General features: G+C 37.1%; 8 protein-coding genes, 2 tRNA genes and 1 rRNA gene. 6 read left to right on the top strand and 5 right to left on the bottom strand.

The window, feature by feature from the left end; all coding sequences use genetic code 11:
- Positions 1–138: 138 nt before the first annotated feature.
- The 5 genes from OLM58_RS19430 to OLM58_RS19450 all read right to left on the bottom strand — a co-directional run bounded on the left by OLM58_RS19430 (position 139) and on the right by OLM58_RS19450 (position 10,992).
- A tRNA-Ala gene (locus OLM58_RS19430) sits at positions 139–212 on the bottom strand.
- 152 nt (positions 213–364) lie between these two features.
- Positions 365–438, bottom strand: a tRNA-Ile gene (locus OLM58_RS19435).
- A 125-nt stretch (positions 439–563) separates the two neighbouring features.
- Positions 564–2,077, bottom strand: a 16S ribosomal RNA gene (locus tag OLM58_RS19440).
- A gap of 1,022 nt (positions 2,078–3,099) precedes the next feature.
- On the bottom strand, positions 3,100–9,999 hold the full coding sequence (locus OLM58_RS19445; RefSeq protein ID WP_264530234.1) for a S8 family serine peptidase: 6,900 nt from the start codon (positions 9,997–9,999) through the stop codon (positions 3,100–3,102).
- 309 nt (positions 10,000–10,308) lie between these two features.
- A complete protein-coding gene (locus OLM58_RS19450; RefSeq protein ID WP_264530235.1) occupies positions 10,309–10,992 on the bottom strand; it encodes a DUF4294 domain-containing protein in 684 nt (227 codons plus the stop codon).
- 81 nt (positions 10,993–11,073) lie between these two features.
- Between OLM58_RS19450 and OLM58_RS19455 the strand changes: the two genes are divergently transcribed.
- From OLM58_RS19455 to OLM58_RS19480, 6 genes are all read left to right on the top strand, one after another.
- Positions 11,074–12,162 (top strand): M42 family metallopeptidase, encoded by a 1,089-nt coding sequence (locus tag OLM58_RS19455; RefSeq protein ID WP_017496379.1) that lies wholly within the window; start codon positions 11,074–11,076, stop codon positions 12,160–12,162.
- A 163-nt stretch (positions 12,163–12,325) separates the two neighbouring features.
- Positions 12,326–13,006 carry a response regulator transcription factor gene (locus tag OLM58_RS19460; RefSeq protein WP_264530236.1) on the top strand — a complete coding sequence of 227 codons (681 nt, stop codon included), beginning with the start codon at positions 12,326–12,328 and terminating at the stop codon, positions 13,004–13,006.
- Positions 13,003–14,364, top strand: coding sequence for a sensor histidine kinase (locus OLM58_RS19465; protein WP_264530237.1), 1,362 nt, complete (start codon positions 13,003–13,005; stop codon positions 14,362–14,364). The genes OLM58_RS19460 and OLM58_RS19465 overlap by 4 nt, the downstream gene beginning before the upstream one ends.
- An 84-nt stretch (positions 14,365–14,448) precedes the next feature.
- Positions 14,449–15,693 carry a TolC family protein gene (locus OLM58_RS19470; protein WP_264530238.1) on the top strand — a complete coding sequence of 415 codons (1,245 nt, stop codon included), beginning with the start codon at positions 14,449–14,451 and terminating at the stop codon, positions 15,691–15,693.
- 11 nt (positions 15,694–15,704) lie between these two features.
- A complete protein-coding gene (locus OLM58_RS19475) occupies positions 15,705–16,790 on the top strand; it encodes an efflux RND transporter periplasmic adaptor subunit (protein ID WP_264530239.1) in 1,086 nt (361 codons plus the stop codon).
- Positions 16,791–16,794: 4 nt separating this feature from the next.
- Positions 16,795–18,060, top strand: a complete 1,266-nt coding sequence (locus OLM58_RS19480; protein ID WP_264530240.1) for a carbohydrate porin — start codon at positions 16,795–16,797, stop codon at positions 18,058–18,060.
- The last annotated feature ends 17 nt before the right edge of the window (positions 18,061–18,077 follow it).

Consider the following 18,077-nt stretch of genomic DNA (forward strand, 5'->3'; position numbering starts at 1 on the left):
AAAAAACGCTTTCTACTTTCTTATTATTTTCTTATCTCAATATGTCAATGAACTTTTATCAATTAGATAATACAGTAATTAGTCAATTTGATAATTAATTATCTCATATTCTAATTGGCTAATTATCTAATTAACCAGTGGAGAATAACGGAGTCGAACCGTTGACCTCCTGCGTGCAAGGCAGGCGCTCTAGCCAGCTGAGCTAATCCCCCATTTCTTTAGTGATGAGTTATTAGTTATGAGTTATGCTCATAAGCTCTCAACCTCTAAAATTTCCTTGTAAATTAAGCTTTCAGTCTTTCTTAGTTGATCTTTCTTTTTATAACTTATAATTTATAACTCATAATTCAAAACTCTAAAAAAGTAGTCCCGGGCAGACTCGAACTGCCGACCCCTACATTATCAGTGTAGTACTCTAACCAGCTGAGCTACGAGACTCTGTTTTTACTTAATTCTTTCATTTTTTTAAATTAACAGCAAGAGTAATACAATCTCCAATTCAGAGACCCATAAATAGTCATCTTTTTTCCTTAACGTGCACTAGGCTAACAGTAAGGCTCTAGAAAGGAGGTGTTCCAGCCGCACCTTCCGGTACGGCTACCTTGTTACGACTTAGCCCTAGTTACCAGTTTTACCCTAGGCAGCTCCTTGCGGTCACCGACTTCAGGCACCCCCAGCTTCCATGGCTTGACGGGCGGTGTGTACAAGGCCCGGGAACGTATTCACCGGATCATGGCTGATATCCGATTACTAGCGATTCCAGCTTCACGGAGTCGAGTTGCAGACTCCGATCCGAACTGTGACCGGTTTTATAGATTCGCTCCTGGTCGCCCAGTGGCTGCTCTCTGTACCGGCCATTGTAGCACGTGTGTAGCCCAAGGCGTAAGGGCCGTGATGATTTGACGTCATCCCCACCTTCCTCACAGTTTGCACTGGCAGTCTTGTTAGAGTTCCCGACTTGACTCGCTGGCAACTAACAACAGGGGTTGCGCTCGTTATAGGACTTAACCTGACACCTCACGGCACGAGCTGACGACAACCATGCAGCACCTTGTAATTTGTCTTGCGAAAGATCTGTTTCCAAACCGGTCAAACTACATTTAAGCCTTGGTAAGGTTCCTCGCGTATCATCGAATTAAACCACATGCTCCACCGCTTGTGCGGGCCCCCGTCAATTCCTTTGAGTTTCATTCTTGCGAACGTACTCCCCAGGTGGGATACTTATCACTTTCGCTTAGCCACTGAACTTGCGCCCAACAGCTAGTATCCATCGTTTACGGCGTGGACTACCAGGGTATCTAATCCTGTTCGCTACCCACGCTTTCGTCCATCAGCGTCAATCCATTAGTAGTAACCTGCCTTCGCAATTGGTATTCCATGTAATCTCTAAGCATTTCACCGCTACACTACATATTCTAGTTACTTCCTAATAATTCAAGTTTAGCAGTATCAATGGCCGTTCCACCGTTGAGCGATGGGCTTTCACCACTGACTTACTAAACCGCCTACGGACCCTTTAAACCCAATGATTCCGGATAACGCTTGGATCCTCCGTATTACCGCGGCTGCTGGCACGGAGTTAGCCGATCCTTATTCTTACGATACCGTCAAGCTCCTTCACGAAGGAGTGTTTCTTCTCGTACAAAAGCAGTTTACAATCCATAGGACCGTCATCCTGCACGCGGCATGGCTGGATCAGGCTTGCGCCCATTGTCCAATATTCCTCACTGCTGCCTCCCGTAGGAGTCTGGTCCGTGTCTCAGTACCAGTGTGGGGGATCTCCCTCTCAGGACCCCTACCCATCGTAGCCTTGGTAAGCCGTTACCTTACCAACTAGCTAATGGGACGCATGCTCATCTTTTACCGTTGTGACTTTAATAGTATCTCGATGCCGAGTCACTATACTATGAGGTATTAATCCAAATTTCTCTGGGCTATCCCTCTGTAAAAGGTAGATTGCATACGCGTTACGCACCCGTGCGCCGGTCTCTATATCCGAAGACATATACCCCTCGACTTGCATGTGTTAAGCCTGCCGCTAGCGTTCATCCTGAGCCAGGATCAAACTCTTCATCGTATATTTTTTATATTATATTGCGATGAATATCTATCGGTTCTTTTCGAATCTTACGATTCCATTACTCTTATTCTTTTGTTCCGATTTTCATCGAAACGGCTGTCAATTCAATATGTCTACGAACGTATTCTTTTTTCTTAATCTCGCTTGTTTCTCAAAGCGGGTGCAAAAGTAGAAAACTTATTTCTAATCGGCAAGAGTTTTTTGAAGTTTTTTTTTAGAAAATTTCTTTTCGTTTTTAACTTCTCTCCTTACCAATCTTTCAATGAACTTCCCTTGTTTTGCGGGGTGCAAACTTAAAACTTTCTTTCTTTACTCACAAGCTTTTTTTAATCTTTTTTGAAAATAAATTTTCGTTTTGATTCGTTTTGCTTATCAGTATTTCTGCGAACGTTTATCGCTGTTGCGGGTGCAAAAGTAGTCACTTTATCCGCTTTCACAAGCTTTTTCTAAACTTATTTTTGAAGTTTTTTGAAACTTTTCCTTAACACCTTGACAACACCTCTTTTACAAATTAAGCTATTTTCGTATTTGAAAGGTTTTTCTTTAGCAAATTAGATTCAATACTACAACTACCCTTGAAACATCCCTATTTTATTAGTCTCGCAAAGATGCAAAGGCGCGAAGTCTTTGCTTTATGACCGATCTTTCCTTTGAAAACCCATGCCCTAGCCCCGATAGTAGTGGAAATCCTTTTGATTTTTCCTTTAAAAAGCAAAAGATTGCAGCGGATAGCGGGATAAAGCTTCGACTTCGCTCAGCTGGACAAAACTGCTTTTCTTGCATTTTCGCTTAGCTGGACAAAAAAACCACTCTTATATATAGTATAGAATCTCAAATTCCAAATTCCAAACCTAATGGCTTCGACTTCGCTCAGCCGCACAGAAACTGCTTTTCTTGCATTTTCGCTTAGCTGTACAGAATCACTCCTTATATATTAGGTCGCAAAAAAAACAAACCCGACAGGTTCTGAAAACCTGTCGGGTTGTAAATTGCTCATTATCCAGAACTAGTCTGTGAAATTATCTAATAATTAATTTCTCAATAGCTGTATTTCCGTCCTGTTCTACTTTTATTAAGTATACGCCGCTTGGCAGACCCAAAACATTCACTTCTGTTTTTTCTGTTTTAACAGAAAGTACTTTCTTTCCTGTCATATCAGATATTACAATGTTTTTAGGGCTGTCTGAAGCTGACTTCACATGAACTTTTCCTTCGATAACCGGATTTGGATATAATACAAAACCATTGATAGCGTTAGTTGGCAAGCCCAACGTACATGTAGTACTTGAAACATTTACTGTACGTGTTACTGTAGCTTGATTTTGCAACGCATCTTTTACCGTATAGGTTACTATATATTGCCCCGGAGTATTAACATCTACAGTACCTGAAACGATAACCGAAGAAGTAATATCTGTATTTGTGTTGTCTACAGCTGTATAACCCGCATCTGTATACACACAACCTTTGTCAATTGAAACGACTGCATTACCTAAAAGTGTGATTGTAGGCTTAGCCACTTCTATCGTCAAAGTCCAATACTCAATAGTACCGTTTTGTGCCAATACATTATAAGATACAGGTCCGGTATAGTTTAGTGATGTCACTCCACTAGTCTGAACATAAGTACCAATACGTAATGTAGCGAAATCAGAAACCTGAGCATTAGGCACTAAAGCACTTAAATTAGCATTATTGTTTACCTGAACTTTAACCGTTTTAGCTACAGGATCAATAACACTTGTTCCTACCTGATTAGCTACTGAATAAGACAGAATACTTGCTTTAGTATTTTTTGCATTAATATCTACCGTATAGTTAGTTTGAGATTGCTTATTTTCTGAAACAACTGTTACTAACAAACTATTTCGATAATCTGAAGCAGTTACTTTTGAATTAAGCTGTTTTACTCCGTCAACATAGAGCTCTGCTCCTGGCGAAACAGTAAAATCTGCAATTAAGTTTGAAACATTGTAACCGAACGGTACTGTTTTAGTAGCATTATTTCCAACAATATCGGTATAAATTTCCTGTGACAAACCTGGATTCGAAACGGTTTTAAAATCATAAGAAAGTAATTTACTTTCATTGCTTAAACCTGTAACAACTTTAATAGTGTATGTTTCAGAAATTCCGGTATTAAATCCAACTCCTTCTACCGTTAAAGTAACTGGATTGGTAAAATCGTTTGGCGTTACTCCATTTACTTGTGTCACACCTCCAATTTTTGCAATACTTTTCATTCCTAAAGTATAGTTGGCAATTGCATTTGTAATATCCGACCCATTGTTTAATATTACAGTAAACGTTTTGGTAGGCGCATCATAACTTGTAGCTAATTGATTTACAAAATCTATTTTTTGCAATAGAACTGGTACATTCCAGAATTTACCATCGCCTAAACCGTTGGTATCAGCATTGGTTACAACAGCAGTGTTATCACTTATTGTACTATCAAAGACAAACTGTTTATTACCTTCTGAAAAGCTGTAATATGCCAATAGCCCAGGTTCGTTTCCAACGTATTTTGTTGTTGAATTTGCTGCAATTGTTGCCTGATTGCGAACTCCAGCCCAAATACGAACTTCATCAATATTACCATTTAAACCACGAGCCAATCCTGCGTTATTACCTATATAGGCAGGTGCTGCAGCATTTGAAGTTGATGCCCCCGCAGTACCAGTGCTTGTATAAGGAACTGAAACTCCATCAATATAAACTGTATACACGTTAGCAGCACTTACTGTATAAGCGATGTGGTGCCATGTATTTTGTTTTATGGTATTCACTCCTGTATTAATTACATATGGTCCGCCCGCTGTTGTAATAGAGATCACTAAACTATTCTCTTTATACAAACTCAAACTATTATTGGTATGAATAAAAGCCAACGCTGTGCTCTTATCTAAAAGCCTTGCAAAAGTTGTAGGTTGTTTTTGATTCACCCAAAGCTCATACGTATAATTATTAGTAAGATTCAAAGCAGGTGTAGCCCCTGTTATTATAAAATCGTTTACACCGTCAAAAGTTCCCGTCACATTAGTCGCGTAATTTGCAGCATGTGAAAGTGTTATTGATTTAGAATCGTTTAAAGGATCTGTATCTGCAGGCAGTTTTGTATAAACCTGAATTGTATAATCACCAGGCGCTCCTAAATCTGCCTTAGTAGTAAATGTAATGGTAGCTGTTCCTCCTGCTGCAATTGAAGCAACTTGATTCTGAATTACTTCAGCACCATTGTTGATCTTATAAGCAACCGGGAAGTTCGAAATTGCTGCAGTGGAATAATTACGAATTACAGCCGAAACCGTCACAGGAGCATTTCCTGGTTTAATTGGTGCTGAAATTGCATCAATACTGGCATCAGCAGCCGTAAAAGGCAATACACTAATAGTGTATTCCTCTACTTCAAAATCACTTCTTGAACTTGTTAATCCATCAAAAGTTGGTCCAAGATTCACATTGAAATATTCTGATGGTGAACGGAACATGTGCAATACGCGCATTAATTTGTCACCAGAAGTCGTGTTTGCCGGAATGGTAAACCCTCCTGCCAATGTAGCCATATTTCTGAAATAATGTGTACTTGTGGTCGATGCTATAGCAGGTGACGCAGAAGTTGGAGTAGTATTTACCCAAAAGTTTCCTGCATAAAATTCATCCGTTAAATTACCATCTCCGTTCAAATCAATCACGATCATTGTGAAAACTCCTGTTGCAGTTGCCGACAAATCTCTTGTAATTGGCGTTTCTGTCTTTGTAATAGTTACTTCCGGCTGATAAGTAAAGCCAGCATAAACCGGAATTTTTATGTTTTTAAAATCTGAATACGCTGTAGTACCAGAGTTGTTTACCACATCATTCCATTTGAAACGCGAAATTGCGTATCCATTTGTATTGGTATGAACCGGTAATTCATTTTTATTATACACCACTTTTTCGACTGCATCATTAGACGGGTTACTATCCGGTAAATCAGCTCCAGCTTTGATGGTATAAGTAGCATCAACTACTGATAAATCAGCTTTAGTCGCAAAAGTAAAACTTACTGTAGAATAGGCCGCTATCGTCGGAACGTTTTCCGTAACTTTTGCTGCACCGTTTATTTGATAAAATACCGGATGATTAGTTAAAGCACTTCCTCCTAAATTACTAACTCTAATAGTCACATCATGTGTACTGGTCTTTTTTCCTAAAACTTCAGGAGTTGTAATCGAAACAACAGATACATCTGTTATCACTGGTTTTGCCACACATTCAATATCAGCTATCCATCCCAATTCATTTACATCACTATCTGAAGTAAATCTAAATGTTAGCTCTCCTCCTGCAGCTGTTGACGTTAATGAAGGAGGTAAAGTATTTCCTGTGAAGGTACCTAATAAAGGAGCCGTTGCACTTGTTCCGTTATACACATATAAGTAGTCATAATCCTGCTCAACATTAAAGGCAGAAAAAGTTACCTTAATACTATTTCCGGCTGTTGCAGGTTTAAAAGTTATCGTTTGCGAAAGATTGTTTGCGTAATTTGCATAACGCGAACCACTATCTGTAAATGTCGCTGCACAAGTAGGTGCCGGAGCAGCTCCACCCATTAAAACATCAGTTCCTGTATTACGAACACTTTTCTCTATCGTATTGTTGTCTGCAACCGCATCACCTGTATAGTTTACTTTTCCAACTACTGTGTAAAGTTTTGGAGTTGAAAAATCAGCTTTTTGTACAAAATCAAAAGATGCTTCCGTAAATGGGTTAATTGGTCCAGGAATAGTTTCAATCACTTCTGCTCCACCATCAATTTTATATGAAACAGGTACATTGCTTACCGCAACAGGAGAATGATTGAATACTTTTACTTTTACAGTTTCATTGGCTGTTATTCCTGTATTTGGAATTAATGATGTTAATTCAAGATCTGTTGCAGTTGCCTCAAAAATCGAAACATTATCAATAAAAACAGAATTGTACACATTATCATTAGCGATTACTTGCACATCGTTATCCATAACCGACTCAAAAACTACAGTAAATACTGTTCCTGCATAAGCCGATAAATCATATAATAATTCTGTATTGCCAGAGGTAGCCGTTCCCCCATAAACGCCAACATTCTCATAGCTATTTACAGGAGTACCATTTACAACAAGTCTAAAAAAGTTTTTGTTTGGTAATGGTGAAGCACCAACTGTACTCCAAATTAAATTAAATTTAAGTCCAATTGTTTTACCTGTCAAACTTGTCGCATCGATATCACAGAATGAGACTTTCTTAACGAAGTTTGGATTATTAGTAAATGCGTTAGCAGACGTACTGGCTACCCAAGGAGAAGAAGACGCATCTCCAGATCCTGCCATTTTTGCTCCGTCTACAAAATCTGCATTAATGTATTCATACTTCACTAAACCTGTTGTTCCTTTAGAAAACACATAATTAGCCGCTTTTCTGGAATTAAAATTCTCCACAAAAGGTAGAGTTGCAGCGCTAACAACGGCTTGAGAAACCGGTTCTACGTTTACTGCTCTTACTCTTTCAGAAACAATTCCTGACGCAATATCAATAGTTCTAACGGAGAACCAGTTATCATCTCCTGTTGAAACTGTGAAAGTATAAGTAGGGTCAGTTACTGTTGCTACAACATCAAACTTATACCCGTTCATTTTTAATACTTCATACTTTGCTCCCGGAATTGGATCCCAATCCATCTTATAAGACGAAACACCACATGCCGCAGGTGCTATCACTAAGTTTCTAGGCTCTGTAATAATATTAAATACCTCTTTTGAAGTATCTACTTTCGAACCTGCAATTACTCTTATTTTTGCGTTAGCAACAATTCCTGCAGGAACTTTCCACGCGAAATTTCTTGCAGCAGAAGGAACATCTTTCGCAATCAACTGATAGTTAATTCCTCCATCAACAGAATATTCGATTGTAAAAGGTTTTGCTTCTCCTTCATAATCCCAACGAATATACTCTGTACTATCTGTATCGAATTTTTCACCTCCGATAGGATAAGTCAAAATCAATTCAGGAGCTACTAAATCATACACCACTGAAAATTCTTGTGTACCAATTGGCACTCTTGAACCACTAACAATAATTTTATAAGTTCCTGCTGCAGGATTATCCAAAGTGATTTGTTCAATATTATTCAAATTGTCCACACCTCGAACTGCATTAGCATTTGGTGTCGTAGCATTCAAAACCCATGGTAAAGTGGTTACACCATCTTTTACAATTTTTACATCAAGATCATTTACCAAAACAGAAGATGCTCCCGGTGTTCCTTGTAAATCTGTGTAAGCAAGCAGTACTTTCAAAGTTACTAGTCCTGCCGGTACCACAATTTCTTTCTCATAGCTTTGACCATTAGATACTGTACTGGAATAAAAAGTTCTGTTATCTAAAGCTCTAACAGCTCTAAGACCGTTTAGATTTCCGAAACCATATTTATAATCCGGTCCAGGATTCCCTGCATCTTTAGAAGTACCCGTTACTAAGGCCTTCATCAAAGATGCTAACGGTTTTGTACCGTAAATATTCTTGTATCTTTCGTAAAGTAAAGCAACTGTACCTGTAGTTCCAGGAGTAGCCATAGACGTACCACTCATGATCTGATAAGAATTGCTATAATCTAATGAATACACATTTGTTCCTACAGCTGCAATTTGAGGAACCAAACGCCCATCAATAGTTGGTCCAAAACTACTATAAGAACTGATTAAATCATCAGGATTATTTGCCGCTACATGCAGTGCATTTTTTGAATTCTTTGTCGAAGTATTAAATCCGCCTGGGTATGCTGTTTGTGCATTTCCATTTGAATAAATATTTAAAAGGTAAGGAAATGTTACAGTAACATTATCATCACCACGATCTCCGGTATCATATCTTCTGGTATTATAACCTGAAGTTAAATTTACTCCATACGAATTTGATGTTAATTCAATACCATCTTCATTCGCAGCTTTCACTCTTTCCTGCTGAACGCTTAAGCCGTTAGACTGCGTATTAAAGTTCCAACCGAACATTTGTACTTCCGGAGCCATACCTCTTGCCTTAGGATCCAATAAACCGGCACCGCCAATAGTACCTGCAACGTGATCACCATGCGAAGAATTTGATTCGTATTCTCTATTGATAACTCTACCAGTGTGATCTTTGTGAGGTTCAAGGTTACCATCCCAAACACCAATTTTTATTCCTTTACCGGTTAATCCATAACCAAGACCAGGAATAGTAGACCCTAAAAGATTTGCTTTATGTGAAGTTACACCCGGCTTATTATCACTCTCTACTGGTGGTGCAACCAATTCAATGTTTTGTACCCAATTGAATTTTGCCACCTCTTCTAATTTTTCTTTAGAGGCCTGAATATAAATTTCATTAAAAGTCGTGTCATTGTTACTGTTTTTTAAAAACAAGCCTGCTAAATCCTGCTCGACACGTTTACGATCAACGCCTTTAAAATAACTCACCACAACTTTAATTCCGTTACCACCTGCTGCGGCATAATCCGGAATGGCATTATCTACAATCATTGGATCCAGTTTATATTTCGGATCGATTGCAATCAACGCTCTTATGTTGTCAGAGGCACTGCTTTTGTTATAAAACTCAGGAGCAATTTCTGCATAATAAGCGTTATTAGATAAATAACTAAGTAAAGTTATTCCTTGTGTTTTCAGCTTTTGCTGTTCTTCCAAAGAAGGGATTTTTGTAAACTGCAGCAAAGTATACTCTGTTTTCAGGCTTTGCTTAGCTGTACTTTTTTTGTCTTTAAACTGCTGTTTAAAATTTGAAGTAGTTGTGATTTTATTTCCATTCAAAGAAATTACAAAATCACTTTCTGATGTCTTCTGTGACCAAATGGGTATGGCCACCAATAACACCAATAGTGTAAGTAGTTTTAATCTCATAAATAAATTGGTTTTTGGTTAACTTAGTGGTTGTTAAGATCGTAAACCTACAAATTAAACTATAATTAACAAATTATATTCCCAGTTAATTTGTTAAAAAAAAGAAGTAAATACCTTTTAACTACAAAATATATAACAAAAAACACTGAATTTACGGGCGATCAGAGAGAAATCACAGTTTTAAAAATTAAGTAAGTATATTCTCTTAAATCGAGCTAACCTTGTAATCTAAAACCTAAAACAATAAAAAAAAACCTACAGAATTATCTGTAGGTCTCTATAAAAAAATGTGCCTTAAATAAAATAATTCTATTTTTCGGCTTTTGTCTCTTTTGCTTTTGTTTCCCAATGATTCATCAAATCATCATAATTCACAGGATTTGCTGCTTTTTGGTTCATCAGCTTTCCTGAATCAAATGCTCTGACCAGAATAGTTTCAATTAAATAATCTTCATTAGATTCAAATGGCTTGTATTCCATTTTCAAGCTAATATCAAATAAACTGGCTGTTGTATTGGATACAAAAGCTTTAAAACCACTTTTTAAGGTCTTGATTAATTCGTAGGTCGTTATTCCGGTCTGTCTGTGGACAAGCTTGACAAGAATCTGTCCTTGTTTACGAGAAAGTTTTTTAAGCCTTGCTTCAAATTCGTTATTGAGATAATCTTCTACAATCTTAAAGTATTTCTTTTTTTCGCGGTTGGTTTTCAAGCGCGCCATACCATTATTCAATGCCGTTAATCGGTCTGCCGCAAGTCTTGCATACGGGTACACTTTGTAAACACGGTTTTGAAGAATCAGAAACTGTTTTTGTGCTTCTGGATCCAGTTTTTCTTTTGAGATGATAATTTCGGGCAGTTCAATCGTATCATTTAAAATAGAATCCTGTTCCGTTAATATGTAACCCATTTGCTCATTCTCTTTCGGTTTCACCTGAGCCTGAATTGTTAACGAAATCAATATAAAAAATAAAATAGGGGCAGTAAATCTCATCGAGTCATAATTTAAATGTAAAATTATATATTTATACACAACTCTGATACCAAATTTATAAATTAGCAAAAAAATATTTTTATGAGCACAAAATCAATCTTAAATGATACCTCAATTGCTTTCCTGGAAAGCTATCTCAATAACGCCTCCCCTACGGGCTACGAAAGCGAAGGGCAGAAACTTTGGATGAATTATCTGAAACCTTACGTAGACACTTTTATTACGGATACTTACGGAACGGCCGTAGGAGTTATTAACCCCGACGCTCCATTTAAGGTAGTTATAGAAGGTCATGCCGACGAAATTTCCTGGTATGTTAATTATATTACTGATGACGGTTTATTATACGTAATCAGAAATGGCGGTTCAGATCATCTGATTGCACCATCAAAAAGAGTGCACATCCATACTAAAAAAGGAATTGTAAAGGGAGTTTTTGGATGGCCTGCTATTCATACCCGTTTGCGTGACAAGGAAGAAACTCCAAAAATCAGTAACATATTTATCGATTTAGGTTGTGAAACCAAAGAGCAGGTGGAAGCATTGGGTGTTCATGTAGGATGTGTGATTACGTATCCGGATGAATTTATGATTTTGAACGAAAATAAATTTGTATGCCGTGCGATCGATAACAGAATGGGTGGTTTTATGATTGCCGAAGTAGCTCGTTTATTAAAAGAAAATAATAAAACGCTGCCGTTTGGTTTGTATATTGTAAATTCTGTTCAGGAAGAGATTGGTCTTCGTGGAGCCGAAATGATTGCTCAGACCATTAAACCTAATGTGGCTATTGTAACCGATGTCTGCCATGATACTACTACTCCAATGATTGATAAAAAAGTAGAAGGAGATCTGAAAATGGGGAAAGGACCGGTTATTGCTTATGCCCCGGCCGTTCAAAATAAACTGCGTGATCTTATTGTTGATACTGCCGAAGAGAAAAAAATTCCGTTTCAGCGTCATGCAACATCGCGCGCTACCGGAACAGATACTGATGCTTTTGCTTACAGTAATGGCGGCGTGGCTTCAGCATTAATTTCCCTGCCTTTACGTTATATGCATACTACCGTAGAAATGGTACAAAGAGAGGACGTTGAAAATGTGATTCAATTGATTTATGAATCCCTACTGAAAATTGAGAACAACGAAACTTTTTCTTATTTTAATTAATTGGTGATTAGTTCTTAGTAATTAGCTCTAAGTACCTAGTTCCTTGGTTAATAAAAAAATAAAGTAAGATGTGAGTAGTAAAATGTGAAAAGAAATGGACTAATCCCCCTTAACACATTGCCCACAACTCACATCTTACATCTCATAACGCAAACAGAACACTATGAAAATACTCCTTCTTGAAGACGATTTTACCCTATCTAAAGAAATCTCTGCATTCTTTACTTCAAATGGATTCGAGTGTTTTTCCTATTATGATGGCTCATTATTACTGAAGAAATATTTCCCCTATGAATATGATTTAATTATTCTGGATATCAATGTTCCCGGAAGTAATGGAATTGAAGTGTGTAAAGGCATTCGCGAAGTCGATAAAAAGACTCCGATTATTATGCTGACTGCTTTTAGTGAAATTGAGGATAAATTAGCTTCTTTTGATAATGGAGCTGATGATTATCTGGTTAAACCCTTTCATTTTAAAGAACTTTATGCCAGAAGCACTTCTCTACTACGTCGAAAAGAAATTCCACAGCAGGTAGAAACTAAAATAACGATTGCTGATCTGGAAATTCTGGAAAGCGATATGAAAATATTTCGATCAAACGAAGAAATCAAACTTACTCCTAAAGAATTCAAGCTCATTTTAATCTTGGCTCATGCCAAAGGTAAAGTCTTATCGAAACAATTTATTGCCGAAAAACTTTGGGATTATCACATCGAAACCAATCAGAATACCATTGAAGTTTATATTAACTTTTTAAGAAAGAAAATCGACAAGGACCATACTGTTAAACTTATTCGTACCAAAGTTGGTTACGGATATTATTTGAGCGATCAGGAATGACTTTAAAAAACCGAATATCACTTTTAGTAAGTTTATTATTTACAATCCTTTTCGGATTGGCTTCTACATTGATATTTGTTTTGTACTCGAATTTCAGAAAAGAGGAATTTCGTGATCGATTGGAAATCAAAGCTCTTTCAAACATTAAACTCCTCGTTAACGTTAAAGAAGTTGACGATCAGCTTTTAAAAGTTATTGATCAGAATTCCATTAACCGACTGTATGACGAGAAAACACTGGTCTTTGATTCTAACTTCAAACTCATCTACAGTAGTATTGACGATGCCAAAATTAATTGGTCAATTGAAGATCTAAAATACCTTAGAAAACATAAAACATTCTTTAAACAGCAGGGTGATTACGAAGTATATGGGGTTTTTTATGATACAAAAGACAGGGATTTTTATGCCTTAATATCTGCCACCGACGATTATGGCAAAAGAAAATTATTTTTCCTGAGGTATACCTTAATTCTTTCCTATATCTTTTTCACCAGTATATGCCTGGTGTTAACCTCTTTAACAGTAGAAAAAGCCATAAGTCCGCTGAATATTTTTCATCAAAAGATAAAGAATATAAACGAAAATAATCTCGATACCCGAGTTGCCTCCAAAAATAGCAAAAATGAAATTGATCTGATCGCCAATGAATTTAATTTCATGATGGATCGAATTGAAGTTTCCTATCAAAAACAAAAAGAATTTACGGCCCATGCCTCACATGAGCTGAGAACTCCCTTATCGAGAATTACCTCACAGATTGAAAACACTATTGCAGATCCAACCACATCCGACAAAGGGAAAAGCTTTCTAAAAACGATATTGTCAGACATCAATCAATTGACTGAATTAATTAATTCGCTATTGATCCTTTCTAAAATAGACAATAAGAAAAACGAAAACAAAGAAGTTCATCGTATGGATGAAATTTTGTTTTCGGCTATAGAAAATCTAAACAAAAGTTATCCGGAGTTTCTCATTTTATTTGAAATAGAAGAAAGTCAGAATCTGGATACCGCTTTAGAAATAAATGGCAATAAGAACTTATTGGAAATTGCCATAACCAATATCCTAAAAAATGCCTGCGTTTATTCAGATAACAAACAAGCCAAAGTAATTATAAGCGCTCAGGACGATCAATTAGTCATCTCCATTTCAAACACTGGGCAAACCTTAAACGAAGAAGAACAAAAAAATCTTTTCCAGCCTTTTATGCGTGGTGAAAACTCGAAAGGCACTACCGGCTTTGGTCTTGGATTAAGGATTGTTCATCGCATTCTCACACTTCACAACGCATCGATAACCTACAGTGTTCCAGATATTAACACGAATTTATTTCAGTTATTTTTTCATTTGTAATTTATTTTAAGTTATTTTTAAGGTAGATTTTAAGGTCTCTTAAAGTCCCGTGATAGCATATTTGTATAAATTAAAATTGATACAATGAGAAAACTCTGTGCATTCCTACTTGTACTTATCGGTCCGGTAGTTTTGGCTCAAAAAACGGTCAGCCTTCAGGACTGTGAAAGCCAATTCCTTAAAAACAACCTCTTTTTATTGGCATCGCAATATAATATTGATGCTTCAAAAGCATTAACTATTCAGGCCCGAATTTGGGATAACCCGTCATTAACAGCAGAACTGAATGCGTACAACCCCGAAAGAAATCAGTATTTTGATATTGGAAAACAAGGGCAAAAAGCATTTGGTATCGAGCAATTAATTTATCTGGGAGGAAAAAAACGCAATGAAATAAAACTGGCACAAACCAATGAACAATTGGCCGAGTTACAGTTCAATGATTTATTGCGAACTTTAAAACTCCAACTTAGAAAGAGTTTTTACACCGTATATTACAACAAAAAAAGTCTAGAAACTACTGACAACCAGCTGGCGCATATCGAAGATCTGATAAGCTCCTACTCTATACAGGTCGAAAAAGGTAATATTCCTTTACGAGATCTTGTTCGTCTGCAATCGCTTTACTTAAACTTCAAAAATGAGCGTATGGAAGTGGTTAATGAAAATATCGAAGAACAGGGCAACTTAAAATTATTGCTAAACTCTACCGAAAATGTTGTTCCGGAAGTTACTAAGGAAGAGTTTAACAAGTATACCAAAACAATCCCTTTTGATCTTAAAACATTTCAGGATGAGGCCATTGCAAATCGCCCGGACTATTTAGCCAAACAAAAGGATATCGAAGCCAATGAAATCAATGTAAAATGGCAAAAAGCACTATCCGTTCCTGATATCACCGTTGGTGCCACTTACGATCAGCGCAGTGGGGCTTTTAACAGAGAAGCCAATCTGACACTAGGAATTCCACTGCCACTTTGGAACAAAAACAAAGGAAATATTAAGTATGCGAAAACAATTCTCGAGCAGTCAAAAGTTGAAAAGCAAAATTTTGACCTTCAATTGCAAACCGAAATTACAACTGCATGGAACAAATGGGAAGAATCCCGTAAAAACTATGTGATCATAAAACCTACTGTTAATTCAGATTTTGAAGCGGTTTATAAAGGAATCTTAACCAATTTCCAGAAACGAAATATCAGTTTATTAGAATTTACCGATTTTATGGAAAGTTACAATCAGGCTTCTGTTCAGGTAAATGAACTCAAGAAAAAAGTAATCCTTTCGGGTGAAGAACTAAATAGTACCATCAACAAAGACTTATTCTAAAATTAAATAAAATGAAATATAAACTACTAATAGGGATTGTTCTCGTAAGTTTATCAGTCCTAAGCTGCAAAAAAGAAGTTGAAAACCCAAGCACTAATACCTCTTTTGCTTTAAGCGAATCGATGCTAAAAACGACTACTACGGCCGAAGCGAAAACACAACCGGTAAAAAATGTGTTGAGCTTTTACGGAAAAATTACGGCTGATAATAACAAAATGATTGATGTTTATCCTCTCGTTGGCGGAAACGTAATCAAAGTAAATGTCGAACTCGGAGATTATGTTCGTAAAGGTCAGGTTTTGGCCACCATAAAAAGTACTGATATTGCTGATTTTGAAAAACAATCCATTGATGCCAAAAATGATTTATTGGTTGCTAAAAATCATCTGAAAGTAGCTCAGGAATTATTTGACGGAAAATTAAACTCTGAAAGTGATGTCCTTCAGGCGAAATCAGAAGTAAATAAAGCGCAATCGCAATTGAGTAAAGTTCAGGAAACCTACAAAATTTACAATATCAAAGCAGGTTCTATTTACGAAGTAACTGCCCCAATTAGTGGCTTTATCATTCAAAAAAGCATTAATCAAGACATGTTATTGCGAAATGACCGCTCCGAAAACATCTTTGATATTGCCGAAATCAGTGAAGTTTGGGCGTTAGCCAACATCAACGAAATTGATATCAACAAAGTAAAACTGGGCATCGATGCTGACGTAACCACGCTAAGTTATCCTGATAAAGTTTTCAAAGGAAAAGTAGATAAAATCTTTAATGTGATTGATCCCGAAACTAAAGCCATGCAGGCACGTATAAAATTGGAGAATCCCGGGTACATGTTAAAACCTGATATGAACGCAAATATTAAGCTATCGTATAGTGAAAGTAACTCCATGATAGCGGTACCCAGTAAAGCGATTGTTTTTGATAAGAGCAAAAACTTTGTCATGATTTTCAAAGACCGCAACAACATTGAGACCAGACAAGTTGACATTTACAGAGTTGTTGGCGATGTGACCTATATTTCTAAAGGCTTAAAAGACAACGAAAAAGTAATTACCAACAATCAGTTATTTATTTATCGCGCTCTAAACGAATAAATATATGGAGAAATCTGTAAAAATATTGAGTTTTGCCACACTATTCATTTCAACTCTATCCTTTTCGCAAGAAACAGATTCGATTCGAAAATATAGTCTGGGTTTTCAAATGACGTCGATATACCAGTATCACCCGGCTTTTCATGCTAATTATTCCGGTACCAATAGTATGTCTCCTAAAGAAGAAGGCGCTTTATCCTTAACATCAACCTTATACCTGGATGTTCCGCTCTGGAAAGGAGCTACCATGACTTTTAACCCTGAAATGTCAGGAGGTGAAGGCTTATCGCAAGCGAGAGGATTGGGAGGCTTTCCAAATGGAGAAACCTTTAGAATTGGAGATACAAAACCTGTTGTTTATGTGGCAAGAATGCTTTTAGAACAAAAGTTTCAATTTAAAAACAACCGATCATTACAACTGGTTTTCGGAAAATTTGGGCTAGCCGACTATTTTGACAATAGCTCCTACTCGCACGATCCCAGAACACAGTTTTTAAATTGGGCATTAATGACACATGGAGCTTGGGATTATGCCGCAAACACTCGAGGATATACAGATGGATTGTATGCTAATTATCAATTTGACTCCTGGCAGGTAAGAGCTTCTATAAGTGCTTTGCCTACTTATGCGAACGGGCCAAATGTCGAATTCGGTTTTAAAAATTCCAACGCAATAAACGTTGAAATTGAAAAACAGCTCGTCTTTAAAAATAATGATACGGCAACCTTAAAACTATTAGGTTTTCGAAATGTTGCAGGAATGGGGAATTACGACGAGGCCAATTCAAATTTTATAACAATGCCCGACATAAAAAGTACCAGACAAAATGGACGTACCAAATATGGTATTGGTTTAAACATGGATTATACACACGGAGATACTTGGGGATTGTTTGCCCGAATGAGCTATAATGACGGTAAAAATGAAACCTGGGCCTTTACTGAAATTGACCGATCGGCACAGTTAGGAATGCATTTGAACGGAAAGATGTGGAACCGAAATAAAGATTTTGCCGGTATTGCTATAGTCGCTAACGGATTATCCAATTCGCATAAACAATATCAAAGACTTGGCGGAGATGGTTTCATGATCGGTGATGGTGCTTTAAACTACGGTATAGAACAAATTGCAGAAGTTTTCTATTCGTTCTTAATACCCAATACTCATATTACGCTTTCGCCGGATTATCAGTTCGCCATCAATCCTGCCTATAATAAAGACCGAGGCCCGGTACAGTTTTTCGCCTTGCGCTTTCATACAGAATTCTAACCGGAAAAATATCATAT

The sequence above is a fragment of the Flavobacterium sp. N502540 genome (assembly GCF_025947365.1).
Lineage (GTDB): Bacteria > Bacteroidota > Bacteroidia > Flavobacteriales > Flavobacteriaceae > Flavobacterium.